14 protein-coding genes and 2 pseudogenes are annotated in these 16,788 nt (G+C 56.2%); 9 read left to right on the top strand and 7 right to left on the bottom strand.

The window, feature by feature from the left end; genetic code table 11:
• Position 1 precedes the first annotated feature (1 nt).
• From trxB to N7E01_RS12815, 4 genes are all read left to right on the top strand, one after another.
• Positions 2 to 961, top strand: a complete 960-nt coding sequence (trxB, locus tag N7E01_RS12830; RefSeq protein WP_289173143.1) for a thioredoxin-disulfide reductase — start codon at positions 2 to 4, stop codon at positions 959 to 961.
• Positions 951 to 1,667 carry a Smr/MutS family protein gene (locus tag N7E01_RS12825; RefSeq protein WP_289173142.1) on the top strand — a complete coding sequence of 239 codons (717 nt, stop codon included), beginning with the start codon at positions 951 to 953 and terminating at the stop codon, positions 1,665 to 1,667. Before trxB ends, N7E01_RS12825 begins: the two co-directional genes overlap by 11 nt.
• A gap of 579 nt (positions 1,668 to 2,246) precedes the next feature.
• Positions 2,247 to 2,780, top strand: a complete 534-nt coding sequence (locus tag N7E01_RS12820; protein WP_289173141.1) for a cupin domain-containing protein — start codon at positions 2,247 to 2,249, stop codon at positions 2,778 to 2,780.
• Between the two features lie 38 nt (positions 2,781 to 2,818).
• Positions 2,819 to 3,247, top strand: a complete 429-nt coding sequence (locus tag N7E01_RS12815) for a helix-turn-helix transcriptional regulator (protein ID WP_289173140.1) — start codon at positions 2,819 to 2,821, stop codon at positions 3,245 to 3,247.
• Here the strand turns inward: N7E01_RS12815 and N7E01_RS12810 are convergent.
• The 3 genes from N7E01_RS12810 to N7E01_RS12800 all read right to left on the bottom strand — a co-directional run bounded on the left by N7E01_RS12810 (position 3,213) and on the right by N7E01_RS12800 (position 6,523).
• Complete coding sequence (locus N7E01_RS12810) at positions 3,213 to 4,733, bottom strand: flavin-containing monooxygenase (RefSeq protein WP_289173139.1); 1,521 nt, start codon at positions 4,731 to 4,733, stop codon at positions 3,213 to 3,215. The genes N7E01_RS12815 and N7E01_RS12810 overlap by 35 nt on opposite strands.
• Before the next feature lie 14 nt (positions 4,734 to 4,747).
• Positions 4,748 to 5,536, bottom strand: a complete 789-nt coding sequence (locus N7E01_RS12805) for an SDR family oxidoreductase (protein ID WP_289173138.1) — start codon at positions 5,534 to 5,536, stop codon at positions 4,748 to 4,750.
• 219 nt (positions 5,537 to 5,755) lie between these two features.
• Positions 5,756 to 6,523 (bottom strand): SDR family oxidoreductase, encoded by a 768-nt coding sequence (locus tag N7E01_RS12800; protein ID WP_289173137.1) that lies wholly within the window; start codon positions 6,521 to 6,523, stop codon positions 5,756 to 5,758.
• A 274-nt stretch (positions 6,524 to 6,797) separates the two neighbouring features.
• On the opposite strand from N7E01_RS12800, the gene N7E01_RS12795 reads away from it, so the two are divergent.
• Entirely contained in the window at positions 6,798 to 7,232 is a 435-nt protein-coding gene (locus N7E01_RS12795) for a DUF1841 family protein (RefSeq protein ID WP_289173136.1), read from the top strand.
• A 232-nt stretch (positions 7,233 to 7,464) separates the two neighbouring features.
• On the opposite strand, the gene N7E01_RS12790 is transcribed toward N7E01_RS12795, so the two are convergent.
• Entirely contained in the window at positions 7,465 to 7,824 is a 360-nt protein-coding gene (locus tag N7E01_RS12790) for a c-type cytochrome (RefSeq protein ID WP_289173135.1), read from the bottom strand.
• Positions 7,825 to 7,836: 12 nt separating this feature from the next.
• Complete coding sequence (locus N7E01_RS12785) at positions 7,837 to 8,190, bottom strand: c-type cytochrome (protein WP_289173134.1); 354 nt, start codon at positions 8,188 to 8,190, stop codon at positions 7,837 to 7,839.
• A gap of 140 nt (positions 8,191 to 8,330) precedes the next feature.
• Here N7E01_RS12785 and N7E01_RS12780 point away from each other — a divergent pair, with 140 nt between their 5' ends.
• From N7E01_RS12780 to N7E01_RS12765, 4 genes and pseudogenes are all read left to right on the top strand, one after another.
• Positions 8,331 to 9,206, top strand: a complete 876-nt coding sequence (locus N7E01_RS12780) for an AAA family ATPase (protein WP_434089515.1) — start codon at positions 8,331 to 8,333, stop codon at positions 9,204 to 9,206.
• A gap of 15 nt (positions 9,207 to 9,221) precedes the next feature.
• A pseudogene (locus N7E01_RS12775) lies at positions 9,222 to 10,392 on the top strand (vWA domain-containing protein).
• Between the two features lie 19 nt (positions 10,393 to 10,411).
• Positions 10,412 to 11,395 (top strand): M16 family metallopeptidase, encoded by a 984-nt coding sequence (locus N7E01_RS12770; RefSeq protein WP_289173132.1) that lies wholly within the window; start codon positions 10,412 to 10,414, stop codon positions 11,393 to 11,395.
• A complete protein-coding gene (locus tag N7E01_RS12765) occupies positions 11,358 to 13,295 on the top strand; it encodes a M16 family metallopeptidase (RefSeq protein WP_289173131.1) in 1,938 nt (645 codons plus the stop codon). The genes N7E01_RS12770 and N7E01_RS12765 overlap by 38 nt, the downstream gene beginning before the upstream one ends.
• 195 nt (positions 13,296 to 13,490) lie before the next feature.
• Here the strand turns inward: N7E01_RS12765 and dnaJ are convergent, their stop codons facing one another.
• Positions 13,491 to 14,627 carry a molecular chaperone DnaJ gene (gene dnaJ / locus N7E01_RS12760; RefSeq protein WP_289173130.1) on the bottom strand — a complete coding sequence of 379 codons (1,137 nt, stop codon included), beginning with the start codon at positions 14,625 to 14,627 and terminating at the stop codon, positions 13,491 to 13,493.
• Positions 14,628 to 14,729: 102 nt separating this feature from the next.
• Positions 14,730 to 16,659 (bottom strand): annotated as a pseudogene (gene dnaK, locus N7E01_RS12755) (molecular chaperone DnaK).
• Positions 16,660 to 16,788: the final 129 nt, after the last annotated feature.

Genomic DNA, 16,788 nt, shown 5'->3' with positions numbered 1-16,788 from the left:
GATGACGACTGCAAAACACGCCAAAGTAATGATTCTCGGTTCCGGCCCTGCGGGGTACACGGCGGCCGTTTATGCGGCACGCGCCAACCTTGACCCGGTCTTGATCACAGGCCTTGAGCAAGGAGGCCAGCTCATGACAACGACCGACGTCGACAACTGGCCCGCCGATGCACAAGGGGTCCAGGGCCCCGACCTGATGCAGCGCTTCCAGGCACACGCCGAACGCTTCAACACCGAATTCATTTATGACCACATCGCCAGTGTCGATCTTTCAAAGCGGCCTTTCACCCTGAATGGCGACTCCGGCGAGGTGTACACCTGTGACGCACTGATCATCGCCACGGGCGCGTCGGCCCAATACCTGGGGCTGCCCTCAGAACAGGCCTTCATGGGGCGCGGTGTTTCGGGCTGCGCCACCTGCGATGGGTTCTTTTACAAGAACCAGGACGTTGTGGTGGTAGGCGGCGGCAATACCGCCGTCGAAGAAGCGCTTTACCTGTCAAACATTTGCAAGACCGTAACCGTGATTCATCGCCGTGACAAGTTCCGCGCTGAACCCATCCTGATCGACAAAATGATGGACAAGGTCAACAACGGCAATATGCGCCTGAAATTATTCTGCGAACTGGATGAAGTGCTGGGTGACAACAGCGGCGTGACCGGCGTCCGGATCCGCAACAATCAGACGGGTCAGCGTGAAGACCTGGCCGTGACAGGTGCGTTCATTGCCATTGGCCACAAGCCCAATACCGACATCTTTGCCGGGCAACTGGATATGGAAAACGGCTACATCATCACTGAGGGCGGCCGTAACGGCATGGCCACGCAAACCTCTGTGCCGGGCGTCTTTGCCGCCGGCGACGTGCAAGACCATGTGTATCGCCAGGCCATTACCAGTGCCGGCACCGGCTGTATGGCTGCCCTTGACGCCCAGCGCTGGCTGGAGAACAGTGGCGAATAAGCCCGGGCTGGCCGACCTTAAAAAACTGCGCAAACTTGCTGCAGAATCGGCCGCCAACGCTGTTTCAGAAAACGTCGCCCAAACTACGCAAAACAAGGCCCGTCTGAACACGGCAGGCTCCCGGCAGGCAAAAACAGCCACCGGGTTGCCTGCCGTGCGCGAACAACCCCTATCACTCCACGACCAGACGCTGTTCCGCCAAACCATGCGCTACGTACAGCCTTTGAAAGACACGCGGCGGGCTGTTTTGCCGCCCGTTCCAATGGCGGCATACGCCATTTTGCGCAGTCGCCGCGCGGCGGCGCAAGGGGCTGATCCGGATCAACGGCCAGCAGTCTCCGACCTTTTTACCCCGGCCCCTGCCAGCACCGACCCGGAAAGCTACCTGAAACCCGGTCTTGGCCCCGACGTCATCAAAAACCTCAAACGCGATAAATGGCCCGTTGAGGCCAGCCTTGATCTGCATGGCGCAACACTGGAACAAGCACGTGAACGGCTCGACCAGTTTTTGCAATCGTGCCTGACTCACGGCGTGAAATGCATACGGGTGGTTCATGGCAAAGGGTATGGATCAAAAGACGGTACCCCGGTGCTTAAAGAAGTTGTCAGACGATGGCTGGCGCAATTTGACGCCATTCTTGCCTATACCGAATGCAGCGAACAAAACGGTGGCAGTGGTGCCGTACAGGCTTTGCTGAAAAAATAAATGCGCCCGCAAGACATCGCCTGACCGACCTGACTGGATGGGATGGGTCTGATCAGACGGCAGCGACGCCTTCGACACCGGCGAATTCACCGGGATAGCGCCACAGACGGCACCGAAACGCAAAAAGGCCAGCAACGATGCTGGCCTTCTTGCAGTTTTTGTTTTTATGAGTACTGCGTCTTGCCGTAAGCGACAAGTATTGTTATTACCGACTGTGCCGGTTTAGTTTTTTGCCCATGCAGAGCTTTGTCTCCTCACCTGCATGGAACGTATTGTGCACCACATTCAAGCAAGAGACACTTAGGGATTGCACCTATTTTGTGCGGCACCGCAACAATACGGTGCGTGAGACTGTTTCCATACCAAGGCGCAGACGAGATAACGTGAACAGCACCGACAAGCCCCTAAAAAACCGTACGCAAAAATACCTACAAAAGCGGTGTTAGCCCTAAGTGTCATGCAAGCAGAGACGCTTTAAAATCAATGACCTGATGACTCAAGCCCAGATTTCATTACCCTGTTCCACTAACTCCAACGCATGAACTTCCTCGGCTCGCCCTGAATTCTGCGGAGACCCTCATGGACATCTTCCCCACGGAACCAGAACTGGTCGGAAAACTGGCGACGTATCGCCTTTTTCAATCCAGTGACCTGGAAGAAACTCGCGACACTGTTGCGCGCATCTTCAAGCCGCACCGCCTTGGCGTAAAAGGCCAGCGTCAAAAACTTGACGCCGACATGGATCATCTCGCACTGGGTACGGCATCGATTAACCGGCTGCGCTACGGCGCAAATGTCTGCATCGAACCCGAAACCCTCGATGACTTCCTGCTGGTTCAAATCCCCTTGGCCGGACAGGCCGAAATACGCTGTGGCAACGACACTGTTATCGGCAACCCCAACATGGCGTCAGTCCTGACACCTTCTTTACCAGTACACATGCAATGGCAGGGCATCTGCGACAAACTCATCATCAAACTTCAGCGTCAAGCTCTGGAATCTGTCTGCGGAGCTTATCTAGGGCATGCCCTACCCCGCACCATCGAATTCCAGCTTGCCATGGATCTTAACAAGGAAGGGGGCTGGCCTGGCGTCAGCTTATTGCCTTCCTGACCACCAGCCAGTTCATCACCGGCGCTAACCAGCACAGCATGGTCACCAGCCAAATCGAACAACTACTGGCTACCACACTCCTCACCCGTCACCCCAACAATTACTCTGAAGCACTGGCCAACCCGACACCCACACCCGAGCTGCCCTACATTCGCCGAGCCGAAGACTATATTCACGCCAATTGCCACAAGCCCATCACAGTGCAAGACCTCGCACAATATGCACACATCAGCACTCGCAGCTTGTACAAAGGGTTCCAGGAACATCGGGGCGTCAGCCCCATGGGTTATGTCCGGCTTGTGCGGCTTCAGAAAGTACGTGATGCACTTTTAACAGCCCGGCAAGCGGGCAGTACGGTCAATGTGACCCAGGTAGCCCTTGAATGGGGGTTCGGCCACCTGGGTCATTTCACCCAGGCCTATCGGAAGCAGTTCAATGAGCTGCCTTCACAAACCTTGCGGGGCTAGCCTGCATTTGCTTCTGGCGTTCCAGCAGTTTGTGGGTTATGACGCGGTAATCTCGTGCATCAACAGGCGTCAGCCACTGCTTGAAGCGCTTGAAGGCACTGACGTTGTAACCGATTTCATTCAAGATTTCGTCAATGTTGTGCATCGAGAACGGAATAATATTGGTACCGCGGGCGTGTTTGCCTTCGGTACGCTCTTCCATCCAGCGTAAACGACGCTGAACCATCACGCGACGCTGATCTGGCGGCGGCAAATCAATAGCACCCATAAGATCTGCAGCAATCCACAAGGCGGCCGCTTCTGCACTCAGAGGGCTGTAAAACGACGAGTTATAGCCGCAAAAATGTAACTTTGGAACTGAAATCGGCTTAACCTGACGATACAATTCAAAGTTTCCACGATCATCGGTCAGCTGGGCTTGCAACTGTTCAGAGAAAAACGGTACAACCTGCTTGAATCCAGTACCACAAATCACCATATCGGCAGGAACAGTACGGCCATCGCTAAGCGTTGCGACAGGCTTGCCATCGCGCGCGCCTAATGAGGTAATTTCGCACTCGCGGGCCACCTCGGTGGTTCCTCGGGCCACCTGATCGTACAGCTCATCGGTTGCCAAGCTCACCGTACTGCGTGCGATACGTTCAAAAGTGCCTTCGGGAATCAGACCGAGCTTATCAAGCTTGAGCTGACGCGTGGCGATTTTCTGCACCGATGCAAGCATGCCGTCGCGAACACCGCTACCGGCACCATGCAAAAACTTTTCAAACCCTTTCAATTCGATCCAAGGGAACAAAGCCTCACCCATGCGCGTCAACATCAAGAACTTATAATTCAAAACGTTAAGCAGCTTGCGCGGCATTTTCCACAACAACTCGCGCGCAATCACTTTGGTCGACGCAGCCACTTCTCCGATAACCGCAGCAACGTCGCATGACGACTTGCCATAGCCCACGACGAGTACATTCTTTCCGCGTGCGTCTTCAAGGTTATGAAAATCAGAGGTAGCCATCAATTGACCTCCCGCTGCAACAAACTCCTCACGACCGGGATAAGGCGGAATGAAAGGCTCGGAGAAAATGCCGTTGGCCACCACCAGATTATCAAAATGATGTTCGGTTTCGGCACCGGTTTTGACGTTTCGTGTCTTGATCCGCCAGCTCTTGTCACCGTCCTGATCGGCACTCAGTACCTCGGTGTTGAGGTTGATACGTCGGTCAAGATCAAAGTGCTTTGCAAACGCCGCCAGATAACGCTGTACCTGCTCGCCGCTGGGCCACTCGGGGTATTCGGCGGGCATCGGAAAATCTGACAGAAAATAGGTATCTTTATTGTTCTGGGTTTTAAGACCGGGATAACGTCGGGTCACACTCCAGACGCCGCCAACATCAGGGGCCTTTTCAAAAACAGTGACATCATGACCGAACTGGGTCAGAACCTTGGCTGACGACAGGCCGGCGAAACCGGCACCAATAATTGCAATTTTCATGGCTGTACTCCGGTTTATTCACAAAGACGAGGAATGGCAGGAACGGCTTGCTCCGGGCCCATGGCACTGTAACCACCATCGATGGCCAGGTCAGTACCCGTAATGAATGACGCTCCGGGTGAGCACAAGAACACCACGCCCGCAGCGACCTCGGCCGGGTCACCGACACGACCGAGCAAATGGTACGGCGCGGCCACGCGATCGGTCTTGGCACGGTCGCCACCGGTCAGCTCGTTCATGATGCGAGACCAGGTCCAGCCCGGCGATACCGAATTGACACGGATATGGTCAGGCGCCAGGTCCATCGCCATATTGCGGGTGAGCTGGGTAATGGCCGCCTTGGTCACGGGATAAAGCCAACGCCCGATCTGGGCGACCTTGGCACTGATGCTGCTGAAATTAACGATGGCACCACCGCCGCGCTGGATCATGTGCGGACGGCAGGCTTTCATCATCATGACGGCACCAACGACATTAACGTCATAGCTTTGATGCCAGTCGTCGCGCGTCGCTTCGATACCGTTGTCAACGTAGCTGCAGGCCAGATTGACCAGGTAGTCGACCCCGCCAAAACGGCTGACCGCTTGCTTTACGCAGGCATCGATCTGGGCGTCATCGGATAAATCGGTTTTGACAAAAATGGCGCGATCACCAAGACCGCTTGCCACCTCGTTGCCACCCGCCTCGTCGATATCGGCTATCACCACGGCCGCGCCGCGTTCGCAGAACGCTTTGGCAACCGCCGCACCAATCAATGTTGAACCGCCGGTGACGATGGCCACCTTACCTTGCATGTCATGCATGGTGTTGTCTCCTGAATCTGATGTCATGGATGAGTTGTTTTGTTTGACAGATGCATTATGGGGAAGCCCACCCTGTGGCGACTATCCCGCAACTGCCCATCGTTATCCCGAAAGTGCGCAGCTGCAAGGGCACATTCAGGTACGTAAAACGCACCCTGACGACGCCGGCGGGTTCCATTACCGGCGCAAACAGAAAACATCAGACCGGATCAAACACGATCACGTCGCGGTGTGTTGCATGTCGCCATCAATTGACAACGCCTGGCCCGAGATCGAACGACCGCTCTCGGAAGCCAGGAACACGGCCATATCGGCAATGTGAGCAGGATCCACCAGATACTTCAATGACTGCGACGACATGGCGTCGGCCGCCACGGCGTCCAGGGACCGGCCACTGATGCGCGCCCGTCCTTCCAGGACCTGCTGAAACCTCGGGCCGTCGGTCGCACCTGGCAACAAGGCGTTGACACGAATACCGTAGCTGCCCAACTCAATCGACAGACTTTTGGTGAAGCCTATCAGCCCCCATTTGCTGGTGGAATATGCTGAACGGTTGGGATAACCAAACCGCCCTGCAACAGACGACATATTGATGACAGACCCACCCTTCGATTCACGCAGGTACGGAATCGCCATGCGGGTGACATTGAAGGTGCCGTTCAGATTAATCTGCATCACCCGATCCCAGGCGTCAGGGTCAAAGGACTCGACCGGCGAAGTTGGCCCCGGAATACCGGCGTTATTGACCAGAACATCAATGCCGCCCAACCGCACAGCAGCGTCAGGAACCATCTTTTCGATTTCAGCCCGGCTGCCGATATCGCACAGGGCAGTGTGTACACCCGGCAACGCAGTTTGCAATGCAGCCAGGGCCGCCTCGTCGATATCACAGACATAAACACGGGCCCCGCGCGCATGAAATGCACGTGCAATGGCCAGACCAATACCGGAAGCTCCGGCTGTAATTAAAACGCGCTGTTTGTCCACGCTGTCTCCTCGAGTTTGAAAAATTGTCTCTGGCCCAAAACGGGCCTCAACTGATCATGAAGGGTCAGGTCGCCGCCCGCACAATGTGCGGTAACCTCACACATTGTGTGCTTGCCCTTATTGGCTATTGTCAACCGGCGATAAGTGCCATGGCAAACAAAACCGAAACCCTTTCGGACACGCGAGCCGCCGACTTGTTACCCTGTCTGGCACACACAAACACAACTGCGGCCATAACGATAAAATGAAGCCTTGCTTTTCACCCCCGGCACCCATGTTATTCAATCCTTCCCGTGAACAGGTTCGTCAGTTCTTTTGCGAGGCCTGGCAAAAACACCGGCAACATACGCTGCTCAGCCCGCTTGAAAGCATGGCTGTCGACTGGATCCTGCAGCACCCGGAATATCATGCCGAACTCGAGCGCCCCGATGCGCTGAATGCCGACTACACCGTAGAGGCTGGCCAGACCAACCCGTTCTTGCACCTTTCCATGCATCTGGCCATTTCAGAGCAATTGTCGGTTGACCAACCACCGGGGGTTCGGGCTGCACACGATGCTCTGGCGCAGCGCATTGGTCCGCATGACGCGGCTCACGAAATCATGGAATGTCTGGGCGAGGTGGTCTGGGAAGCCCAACGCCTGGGCACTCCGTTCAGCAACGACATCTACCTTGACCTGATCCGTCGACGCACCAGCCGTCATGCCTGAATTACCGGAGCCGTTTGCAACGCACATACGTTGCCCACGTCTGACATCCTTTAGCGATTCGCAGTTCTTGCGCCCGTGCAAAACCAGAGGGTCCCGATAAATAACCACAGCGGGTTCAGGCTTCAGCGCTAAAAAAGCAGGGCCCGGGAAAACACCCGGGCCCTGCTTTTTTGTCTGAAGTTACCACAGGGGTTAAAACCGCCTTTCCCCATTGGCGACCACGACCGGAAACTTACTGACGAATTTCAAGCGGTGATGGCAAAGAAGCCAGCCAGGCCGCCATGTTTTTGATGTCTGTGTTGGACAGCGGCGCAGCCATGCCACCCATGATGGCGTTCTTGCGCACGTTCGCTGTTGCAGGCGCACCTGCCTGACCACGCTTGTAAGCCTTCAAGGCGTGTTCGAGGTATGACGCATGCTGACCCGCCAGAATGGGGTAAGCCGGCATTAGCGATGTTTTGGCATCAGCACCATGACAGCTGGCGCAATTGAATTTTTCGAACGCCGCCTTGCCAGCAGCCAGATCAGCGGCCTGGGCAGCACCCGCAGCAAACAGGACAGAACCCAAAAGGGCCAGTGTGAGTTTTTTCATTGTCGCCCCCGATTATTTTGAATTGGCGTAGTACGCGGCCAGATCAGCCATGTCTTGTTCGGACAGGCTTTTTGCGATGGCTTCCATGGTGGGGAAGCTGCGCGCACCGCTGGCATATTCTTTCAAGGCGGCAACAATGTACTCAGCGTTTTGACCCGCGATTTTGGGAACGTGGTAGACCTCGGGGAAGCTGGCTTTGTAATCTTTGATGCCATGGCAACCAATGCACATGGACACTTTATTTACGGCGGCTTTGGCATCGCCAACGGTAGCCGCATCGGCTGCGTGGGCCTGACCCACGAACGCACAGGTTGCCGTAACGGCTAGCGCAGACAGAGTGCGCTTGAAATTTGTTCGCAACTTCATAGTAGCTCTTGTTTGGCGGTAAATAAAAGGCCGCTCACCTGCACAGGTGACCGACGAACCGTTGGATTGTACGATAATTGTTGCAAGGATCGCTATTGATCGCGCGCCGTTATCTCCAACCGACCATTTTAATACGGAATATGTCCATGAATGCCGCTGTACCTGCCCCTGCCGAACAACGCTTTACCGGCACCGACCGTTACGTTGCAACCGACGACCTGAAGCTTGCCGTAAATGCCGCACTGGCCCTGCAACGGCCCTTGCTGATCAAGGGCGAACCCGGTACAGGCAAGACCATGCTGGCCGAGGAAGTGGCTGCGGCGCTGGGGCGTCCCTTGCTGCAGTGGCACATCAAATCAACCACCAAAGCACACCAGGGGCTGTACGAATACGACGCGGTTTCGCGTCTGCGCGATTCGCAGCTGGGCGATGACAAGGTGCATGACATCGCCAACTATATCGTCAAGGGCGTGCTTTGGCAGGCCTTCGAAGCGGAACAGCCCACTGTCGTACTGATCGACGAAATCGACAAGGCTGACATTGAATTCCCGAATGACTTGTTGCGCGAACTGGACCAGATGGAATTCCATGTGTACGAAACCCGTGAAACCATCAAGGCCCGGCATCGCCCACTGATCATCATTACATCAAACAACGAAAAGGACCTGCCCGACGCATTCCTTCGGCGCTGCTTTTTCCATTACATCAGCTTCCCTGACCGGGACACACTGCAAGATATCGTCAATGTCCACTACCCTGACATCCGTCGCGATGTGCTGGCCGCTGCACTTGAGACCTTCTTTGCCTTGCGCGACGCCCCGGGCCTGAAGAAAAAGCCATCCACCTCCGAATTTCTTGACTGGCTACGCTTGCTGATGAACGAATCGCTGAACGCTGACGATATCGTGCGCCCTGACCAGGACCTGCCCGTCATGGCCGGTGCCCTGCTGAAGAACGAGCAAGATCTGACCCTGCTGCAACGCCTGGCCGCCATTGCCCGCGCCGGCCGTCGCTAACGTCCGGAAACCGACATGCTGCTGGACTTTTTCTACCATCTGCGCAATCATCGCCTGCCGGTGTCTGTCAACGAGTACCTGACTTTGCTGCAGGCCCTGAAAAGTAATGTCATGCCGCCCACACTCGACGATTTTTATCATCTGTCGCGCATGACACTGGTCAAGGACGAAACCCTGTTCGACCGGTTCGATCAGGCCTTTGGCGAGTTCTACCAAAAGCTTGAAGCCAGTTTGCCACTGGGCAAAGACATTCCGCTCGACTGGCTGATCAAGGAATTCCAGAAACACCTGTCTGCCGAAGAAAAAGCCGCCATTGAAAAACATGGCTGGGACAAACTGATGGAATTGTTCAAAAACGGCTTGAAGAGCAGAAAGAGCGTCATGCCGGCGGCAACAAGTGGATCGGTACTGGCGGGACCTCGGCATTCGGCCATGGCGGCTACCACCCCGAAGGCATCCGCGTGGGCGGTCCTTCGGCAGGCAACAGAACGGCAGTCAAAGTCTGGGAAAAACGTGAATTTCGCGATTATGACGACACCCAGGAACTGGGTACGCGCAATTTCAAGATGGCTTTGCGGCGCCTGCGACGTTTTGCCCGCGAAGGGGCCGAGCTGGAGCTGGATCTGGACGACACGATCAGCCACACCGCCAAAAATGCCGGGTTTCTTGACCTTCGCATGGTTCCCGAACGCCATAACGCGGTGAAAGTGCTCATGCTGCTTGATGTGGGGGCAGCATGGACGACCATATCCAGCGTGTTGAAGAGCTTTTCGCGGCTGCTCGAAGTGAATTTCATCACCTCGAAGTCTTCTATTTCCACAACTGCCCCTACGAGTACCTCTGGAAGAACAACAACCGGCGTCATGCTGAACGTTTCGAAACCTGGGATGTCTTACGTCGTTATAACGATGACTGGCGCCTGATCCTGGTGGGTGATGCCACCATGAGCCCCTACGAAATACTGCACCCCGGGGGCTCGGTTGAGCATCACAACAAAGAAACGGGCGCCGCATGGCTGCAACGGTTACTGGACCACTGGCCGAAATCGGTCTGGCTGAATCCGGAACCCGAAGGCTACTGGCCCTACCGGCAGTCCATCGCCATTATCAAGAACCTGATGCACGACCACATGTACAGCGTGACCGTCAGCGGGCTGGAACACGCCATGCGCCACCTGTCCAAATAACCTCAACGGAAATTATCTGATGTCTGAATCACGCCTTGAATACCGCCTGCGAAACGGACTGCTGACGCTGTGCCTGACCAGTCTCATCCTGGGTAGCTTGCCGGGGATAAGTCATGCCCGCAACGCCACAAGTACATCGACACAAACCACCGTTGTCACCGAGACTGCAACCGTCACAGACGCAACGGCTGCGGCACCCGCCAAAGAGCCGGCACAGGCCACATCGACACCCGCCTGGCCGCTGCCCGCTGGCGTCAGTGCGGGGCCCTCTGTCGAAGGTACCCATGAGTTCACCCTGCCCAACGGGCTGAAGGTGTTGCTGAGCCCCGATGACGCCAAAGCCTCGGTGACCGTCAACATGACCTATCTGGTCGGTTCGCGTCATGAAAACTACGGTGAAACAGGCATGGCTCACCTGCTTGAACACATGCTGTTCCGTGGCACCCCGTCGCTGCCCAATGCCCTGGGCGAGTTTTCCAAACGTGGCCTGCGTGCCAACGGAACCACCTCGGAAGACCGCACCAATTACTTCGCTTCGTTCGCGGCCGACCCTGCACTTCTTGACTGGTATCTTCGCTGGCAGGCCGACGTCATGGTCAACGCCACCATTTCACGCAAAGACCTCGACGCCGAAATGACGGTGGTTCGCAACGAAATGGAAGCCGGAGAAAACAACCCCTTCCAGACCGTCATGCAGAAAGCCCAGGCCATTGCCTATCAGTGGCACAACTACGGCAAGGACACCATCGGTGCGCGCTCTGATGTCGAAAATGTCGATATCGAACAATTACGGGCGTTTTACCGCCAGTACTATCAGCCCGACAATGCCATCCTGATCGTTTCGGGCAAATTCAACCCGGCCGAAACACTGGCCACCATTGCCGATGCCTTTAAAGACGTCGCACGCCCTGCACGACAGCTCCCTCCCGAATACACAATCGAACCGGTACAGGAAGGCGAGCGACGTGTTGTGGTTCGCCGCAATGGCGGCACACCCTGGTAGTCACCCAGTACCATATCCCCCGGCAGCCAGCCCCGAATTTGTAGCCCTTGATCTTGGCACGTCCATCCTGGCCGACGTTCCATCGGGCCGGCTCTACAAAGCCCTGGTCGACCAGAAGCTGGCCGCACGGACGTTTGGCTACGCCCGTGGCATGCGTCAACCCGGCTACGCCCTGTTTGGCGCCCAGCTTGAAACAGGCATGGATCCCTACCCGGCTCTGAACGCCCTGAATACCGTGCTGGCCGATATTGCGAACACACCGTTCACCCAACAGGAACTGGACCGCGTCAAGGCACGCAGCCTGACCCAGTGGTCACAAATCCATGCCGACCCGGCGCACCTGGCCGCCGCCCTGTCGGAAGCCAGTGCACTGGGGGACTGGCGTCTGTTCTTCTGGCAGCGTGACCAGCTGGAAAAGACGTCTCTTGACGACGTCCAGCGTCTTGCCACACAGTACCTGGTGCCCGACAACCGCACTGAAGGGCTGTATCTCCCGACACCCGCACCACAACGCGCGCCACTTCCCACCCAGGCCGAACCCTCACGCCTGCTGAATGATTACACCGGGCGCGCCACCACTGCCGATGTGGCCGCCTTTGATTCCAGTCCGGCAGCCATCGACGCCCAAACCCTGCGGGCGCCGCTGGCACTGGCCGATGGCACATCAATCGAACTGGCCCTGTTGCCCAAACCTACCCGCGGCAACCGTGCAGAAGCCCGCCTGCTGATGCAGTTCGGCAATGCCGAGTCCCTTCAGGGCCAGCGCATGGCCTCAAGTGCCGTCGCCTCCCTGCTGGACCACGGTACGCTGAAACTCTCGCGCCAGGATATCCAGGATCGCCTGATCGAACTCGAAGCCGACCTGAGTCTGGGCGGAGGCGCCGGCAACGTTGTTGCCGACATTTCAGCCCCCGACAACAACCTTCCCGCTGTCATTGAACTGGTCGCGCATCTCTTGCGTGAGCCCGCTTTTCCGGCTGAAGAGCTGGACACCTGGAAAACCCAGGTCGCCACATCAATTGGCAGTGCCATGGCCGAGCCCGGCACCCTGGCATCGCAGGCGCTGGCCCGCCATGACAACCCGTGGCCACAAACTGACCCGCGCTATACACCCACCTTCACTGAAAGCCTCGACGAATTGCAGGCCTTGACGCAGGACGATCTGGTTCAGTTCCATCAGCGTTTTTATGGTACGGGCGCCCTCAAGTTCACAGCAGTCGGTGCATTTGACCCGGCAGCGGTGCGCAGTGCATTAACCAAAGGTTTCGATCAGTGGAAAAAGGCACCGGCCTACGTCAGGCTCGACAACCCCTACCGGGAAATCAAGCCGGTCTTGCTCACCTTGAACACCCCGGACAAAGCCAATGCCGTGTACATGGCCACCCTGCCGCTCAGCCTGCAAGATGACAACCCCGACTATCACGCTTTGTATGTCGCCAACTATTTGCTGGGTGGTTCCAACCGCTCACGGCTCTGGGAACGCATCCGGGTTCAGGAAGGTATTTCTTATGGGGTGGGCTCGAACGTCAGTGCGTCGGCCTACGAACCCTCCGGGGCATGGGGTATTTCCGGTATTCTGGCCCCCGAAAACGCCGAACGCTTCAAGACGGCACTGCACGAAGAGCTTGGCAAAGCCCTGCAAGACGGCTTTACCCAGGAAGACGTCCAGGAAGCCACTCAGGCGCTCATGAATCTGCGTCGCCTTAACCGCAGCGATGACGACACCCTGTCTGCCGTCTGGATGAACTACCTGCAAGAGGGCCGCACCTTCGCATGGTCGGCCAGGGTAGATGACATCTTGCAGAACATGACGGCCGATGACGTGAACCGTGCACTGCGCACCTACCTGAAACCTGACGCCTTCAGCGCCGCGTTTGCCGGCGATTTCGAAAGCCGCTGAGAGGCATCAATGGCTGATCAATGTTCACCTGAACACGGATCAGCCATTATCGTCAACCGCCATGACGGCTATCCGAGCCCTTATCCGGAACGTGCCTTGTCCAATGAAAACTGCCCGGGCTCATCAACGAGGCCGGGCAGTTTTTTGAAACAGGCGTTCAGGAATCGGACCTGTGCGACGCCGCCTTACGCCGCATCAGCTGAAAAAACTTTTGACTTTGTCCGTCCATGAATCGCTTTTGGGAGAGTGCTTTTCGCCCCCTTGATTCAACGAAGCCTCAAACTGACGCAACAGTTTTTTCTGGTCTTCAGTAAGCCGCACTGGCGTTTCGACGACAACGTGGCAATACAGGTCACCCGGATAGCTTGAACGCACCCCTTTGACGCCTTTGCCGCGCAACCGGAATGTTTTCCCGGTTTGCGTGCCTTCGGGAATCGTGATGGACCCCTTGCCCGACAGGGTGGGCACCTCGATATCGCCGCCCAGTGCCGCCGTCGTGAACGGAATGGTCAACTCGCAGTGCAGGTCTTCACCATCGCGCTGGAAAATCGGGTGGGGCTTGAGATGGATTTCAACATACAGATCACCCGGAGGCCCACCGTTAACACCTGGCTCGCCGTTACCGGCCGAGCGAATGCGCATGCCATCATCAATACCGGCCGGAATCTTGACCTGCAAGGTTTTATTCTTGCGAATGCGACCCACGCCATCACACGCTGCACAGGGGTCGGTAATTTCCTGACCGCTGCCATGACACGTTGGGCAGGTTTGCTGGACACTGAAAAAGCCCTGCTGCATGCGAACGGCACCATTACCGCCACAGGTGCGGCATGTCTGGGGCTTGGTGCCGGGTTTGGCGCCAGACCCTTTGCAGGTATCGCAATTTTCCCAGCTGGGCACACGGATTTCAGTGTCAAAACCGTTAGCCGCCTGTTCAAGCGTGATGTCGAGCGTGTATTTGAGGTCGGCGCCCCGATACACTTGCGGACCACCCCGACGGCCACCACCACCGCCACCGCCAAAAATCTCGCCAAAGATGTCACCGAAGGCATCGGCAAAGCCGGCACCGCCCATACCTCCCATGCCACCGGCTCCGGCCGCATTGGGATCAACGCCGGCATGCCCGAAACGATCGTAGGCAGCGCGCTTGCTTTCGTCACTCAGGATCTCGTAGGCCTCTTTGACCTCTTTGAACTTTTCTTCGGCTTCCTTGCTGTCCGGATTACGGTCAGGGTGGTACTTCATCGCGAGTTTGCGATAAGCCTTTTTCAGTTCGTCATCGGTCGCGTTCTTGCCTACGCCCAGAATTTCGTAAAAATCGCGTTTTGCCATAATTGTTCAGTGCGTCGCTACGACGCCTTGCGTGTACATGAATAAGAACGCCCGATTTCCGGTAAAGACCAGAAACCGGGCCTTGACCAACAAGGTCAGACCTTACTGGTCGCGCTTCACTTCTTTGAAGTCCGCGTCAACAACGTTGTCATCGGCAGGCTTGCCAGCAGTGGCTCCTTCTGCACCACCCTGCGCAGCAGCCTTGGCCTGCATATCGGCATACATCTTTTCACCCAGTTTCTGGGCTGCCGTCGTCAGGGCCTCGACCTTGGCGTCGATAGCGTCTTTCTCGCCTTCTTTCAAGACCTCTTCGAGCTCTTTGATGGCGCTTTCAATGGCACCTTTTTCGGCGTCATCGAGCTGGCTGCCGTATTCTTCCAGCGACTTGCGCGTGGAGTGAATAAGGCCTTCAGCACTGGTTGCGTGCCATCGCCAGCTCGGCAATGCGATGGTCTTCCTCGGCGTGCGCCTCGGCATCTTTGACCATGCGCTCGATCTCTTCATCGCTAAGCCCCGAGTTGGCCTTGATGGTGATCTTGTTCTCTTTGCCTGTACCCTTGTCTTTCGCAGACACGTGCAAGATACCGTTGGCATCGATGTCGAAGGTCACTTCGATTTGCGGCACACCACGTGGCGATGGCGGGATGCCTTCAAGGTTGAACTCACCCAAGGCCTTGTTGCCGGCAGCGATTTCACGTTCGCCCTGGAACACCTTGATCGTGACGGCCGGCTGATTGTCGTCGGCTGTTGAGAATACCTGCGAGAAGCGGGTAGGAATCGTGGTGTTCTTGTTGATCATTTTGGTCATGACGCCGCCCAGGGTTTCAATCCCCAGCGACAGCGGTGTCACGTCGAGCAACAGAACGTCTTTGCGGTCGCCGGACAATACCGAGCCCTGTACCGCTGCACCTGCAGCTACCGCTTCATCGGGGTTGACGTCTTTACGCGGTTCACGGCCGAAGAACTCTTTGACCTTTTCCTGAACTTTGGGCATGCGTGTCATGCCGCCGACCAGAATCACGTCATCGATTTCTGACACTTTCACGCCCGCGTCTTTGATCGCGATACGGCAAGGCTCGATGGTACGCTCGATGAGCTCTTCCACCAGGGCCTCGAGTTTGGCACGTGAAATTTTCAGGGCCAAGTGCTTGGGACCGGACGCATCTGCCGTGATGTAGGGCAGGTTGATTTCAGTTTGCTGCGTGGACGAGAGTTCGATCTTGGCTTTTTCGGCCGCTTCTTTCAGGCGTTGCAAGGCCAGGATGTCTTTGGACAGATCGACGCCGCTTTCTTTCTTGAATTCGTCGATAATGTAGTCGATGATGCGCTGGTCAAAGTCTTCACCGCCCAGGAAGGTATCGCCATTGGTCGACAGCACTTCAAACTGCTTTTCACCGTCAAGATCGGCAATTTCAATAATGGAAATATCGAACGTGCCACCGCCCAGGTCGTACACCGCAATTTTGCGATCGCCCTTTTCAGATTTGTCGAGACCAAACGCCAACGCTGCAGCGGTTGGTTCGTTGATGATGCGCTTGACCTCAAGACCGGCAATACGGCCCGCATCTTTGGTGGCCTGGCGCTGGCTGTCGTTAAAGTAGGCCGGCACGGTAATGACTGCCTCAGTGACTTCCTCACCCAGATAGTCTTCCGCTGTTTTCTTCATTTTACGAAGAACGTCGGCCGACACCTGAGGAGGTGCAAGCTTTTTGCCCTGCGCTTCAACCCATGCGTCACCGTTATCGGCCTTGATGATTTTGTACGGCATCAGGTCGATATCTTTCTGAACGGCTTTTTCGTCAAACTTGCGACCAATAAGGCGCTTGACGGCGTACAAGGTGTTGGCCGGATTGGTTACCGCCTGACGCTTGGCGGGCGCACCTACCAGAATTTCACCATCTTGCATGTAAGCAATGATTGACGGCGTCGTGCGCGCACCTTCAGCGTTTTCGATGATCTTGACCTTGCCGCCATCCATGACTGCAACGCAGCTGTTGGTGGTACCCAGGTCAATGCCAATAATTTTGCCCATGATAATTAGCCCTGAAAAATTTTAAATTGGTAGGAATCTAGTGTGTTGCCATGTAGGTGGGGTTGCCAGCCACCATTTCAAGACATTTGCCTGAATTTTTATGGCGTGGCCCACATTTTCGCGAAGTGG

Source organism: Neopusillimonas aromaticivorans (assembly GCF_030344915.1).
Lineage (GTDB): Bacteria > Pseudomonadota > Gammaproteobacteria > Burkholderiales > Burkholderiaceae_B > Neopusillimonas > Neopusillimonas aromaticivorans.
The sequence above is the reverse complement of the archived record's forward strand: the minus strand, read 5'-3'. Positions and strand labels throughout refer to the sequence as shown.

Excerpts from the sequence above, each read along its gene's own strand:
- N7E01_RS12820 (WP_289173141.1), top strand. The coding sequence starts at position 2,247 with ATGGACATCTTCCCCACGGAACCAGAACTGGTCGGAAAACTGGCGACG.
- N7E01_RS12815 (WP_289173140.1), top strand. The coding sequence starts at position 2,819 with ATGGTCACCAGCCAAATCGAACAACTACTGGCTACCACACTCCTCACC.
- N7E01_RS12785 (WP_289173134.1), bottom strand. The coding sequence starts at position 8,190 with ATGAAGTTGCGAACAAATTTCAAGCGCACTCTGTCTGCGCTAGCCGTT.
- N7E01_RS12770 (WP_289173132.1), top strand. The coding sequence starts at position 10,412 with ATGTCTGAATCACGCCTTGAATACCGCCTGCGAAACGGACTGCTGACG.
- trxB (WP_289173143.1), top strand. The coding sequence starts at position 2 with ATGACGACTGCAAAACACGCCAAAGTAATGATTCTCGGTTCCGGCCCT.
- N7E01_RS12795 (WP_289173136.1), top strand. The coding sequence starts at position 6,798 with ATGTTATTCAATCCTTCCCGTGAACAGGTTCGTCAGTTCTTTTGCGAG.
- dnaJ (WP_289173130.1), bottom strand. The coding sequence starts at position 14,627 with ATGGCAAAACGCGATTTTTACGAAATTCTGGGCGTAGGCAAGAACGCG.
- N7E01_RS12780 (WP_434089515.1), top strand. The coding sequence starts at position 8,331 with ATGTCCATGAATGCCGCTGTACCTGCCCCTGCCGAACAACGCTTTACC.
- N7E01_RS12790 (WP_289173135.1), bottom strand. The coding sequence starts at position 7,824 with ATGAAAAAACTCACACTGGCCCTTTTGGGTTCTGTCCTGTTTGCTGCG.
- N7E01_RS12805 (WP_289173138.1), bottom strand. The coding sequence starts at position 5,536 with ATGCATGACATGCAAGGTAAGGTGGCCATCGTCACCGGCGGTTCAACA.
- N7E01_RS12810 (WP_289173139.1), bottom strand. The coding sequence starts at position 4,733 with ATGAAAATTGCAATTATTGGTGCCGGTTTCGCCGGCCTGTCGTCAGCC.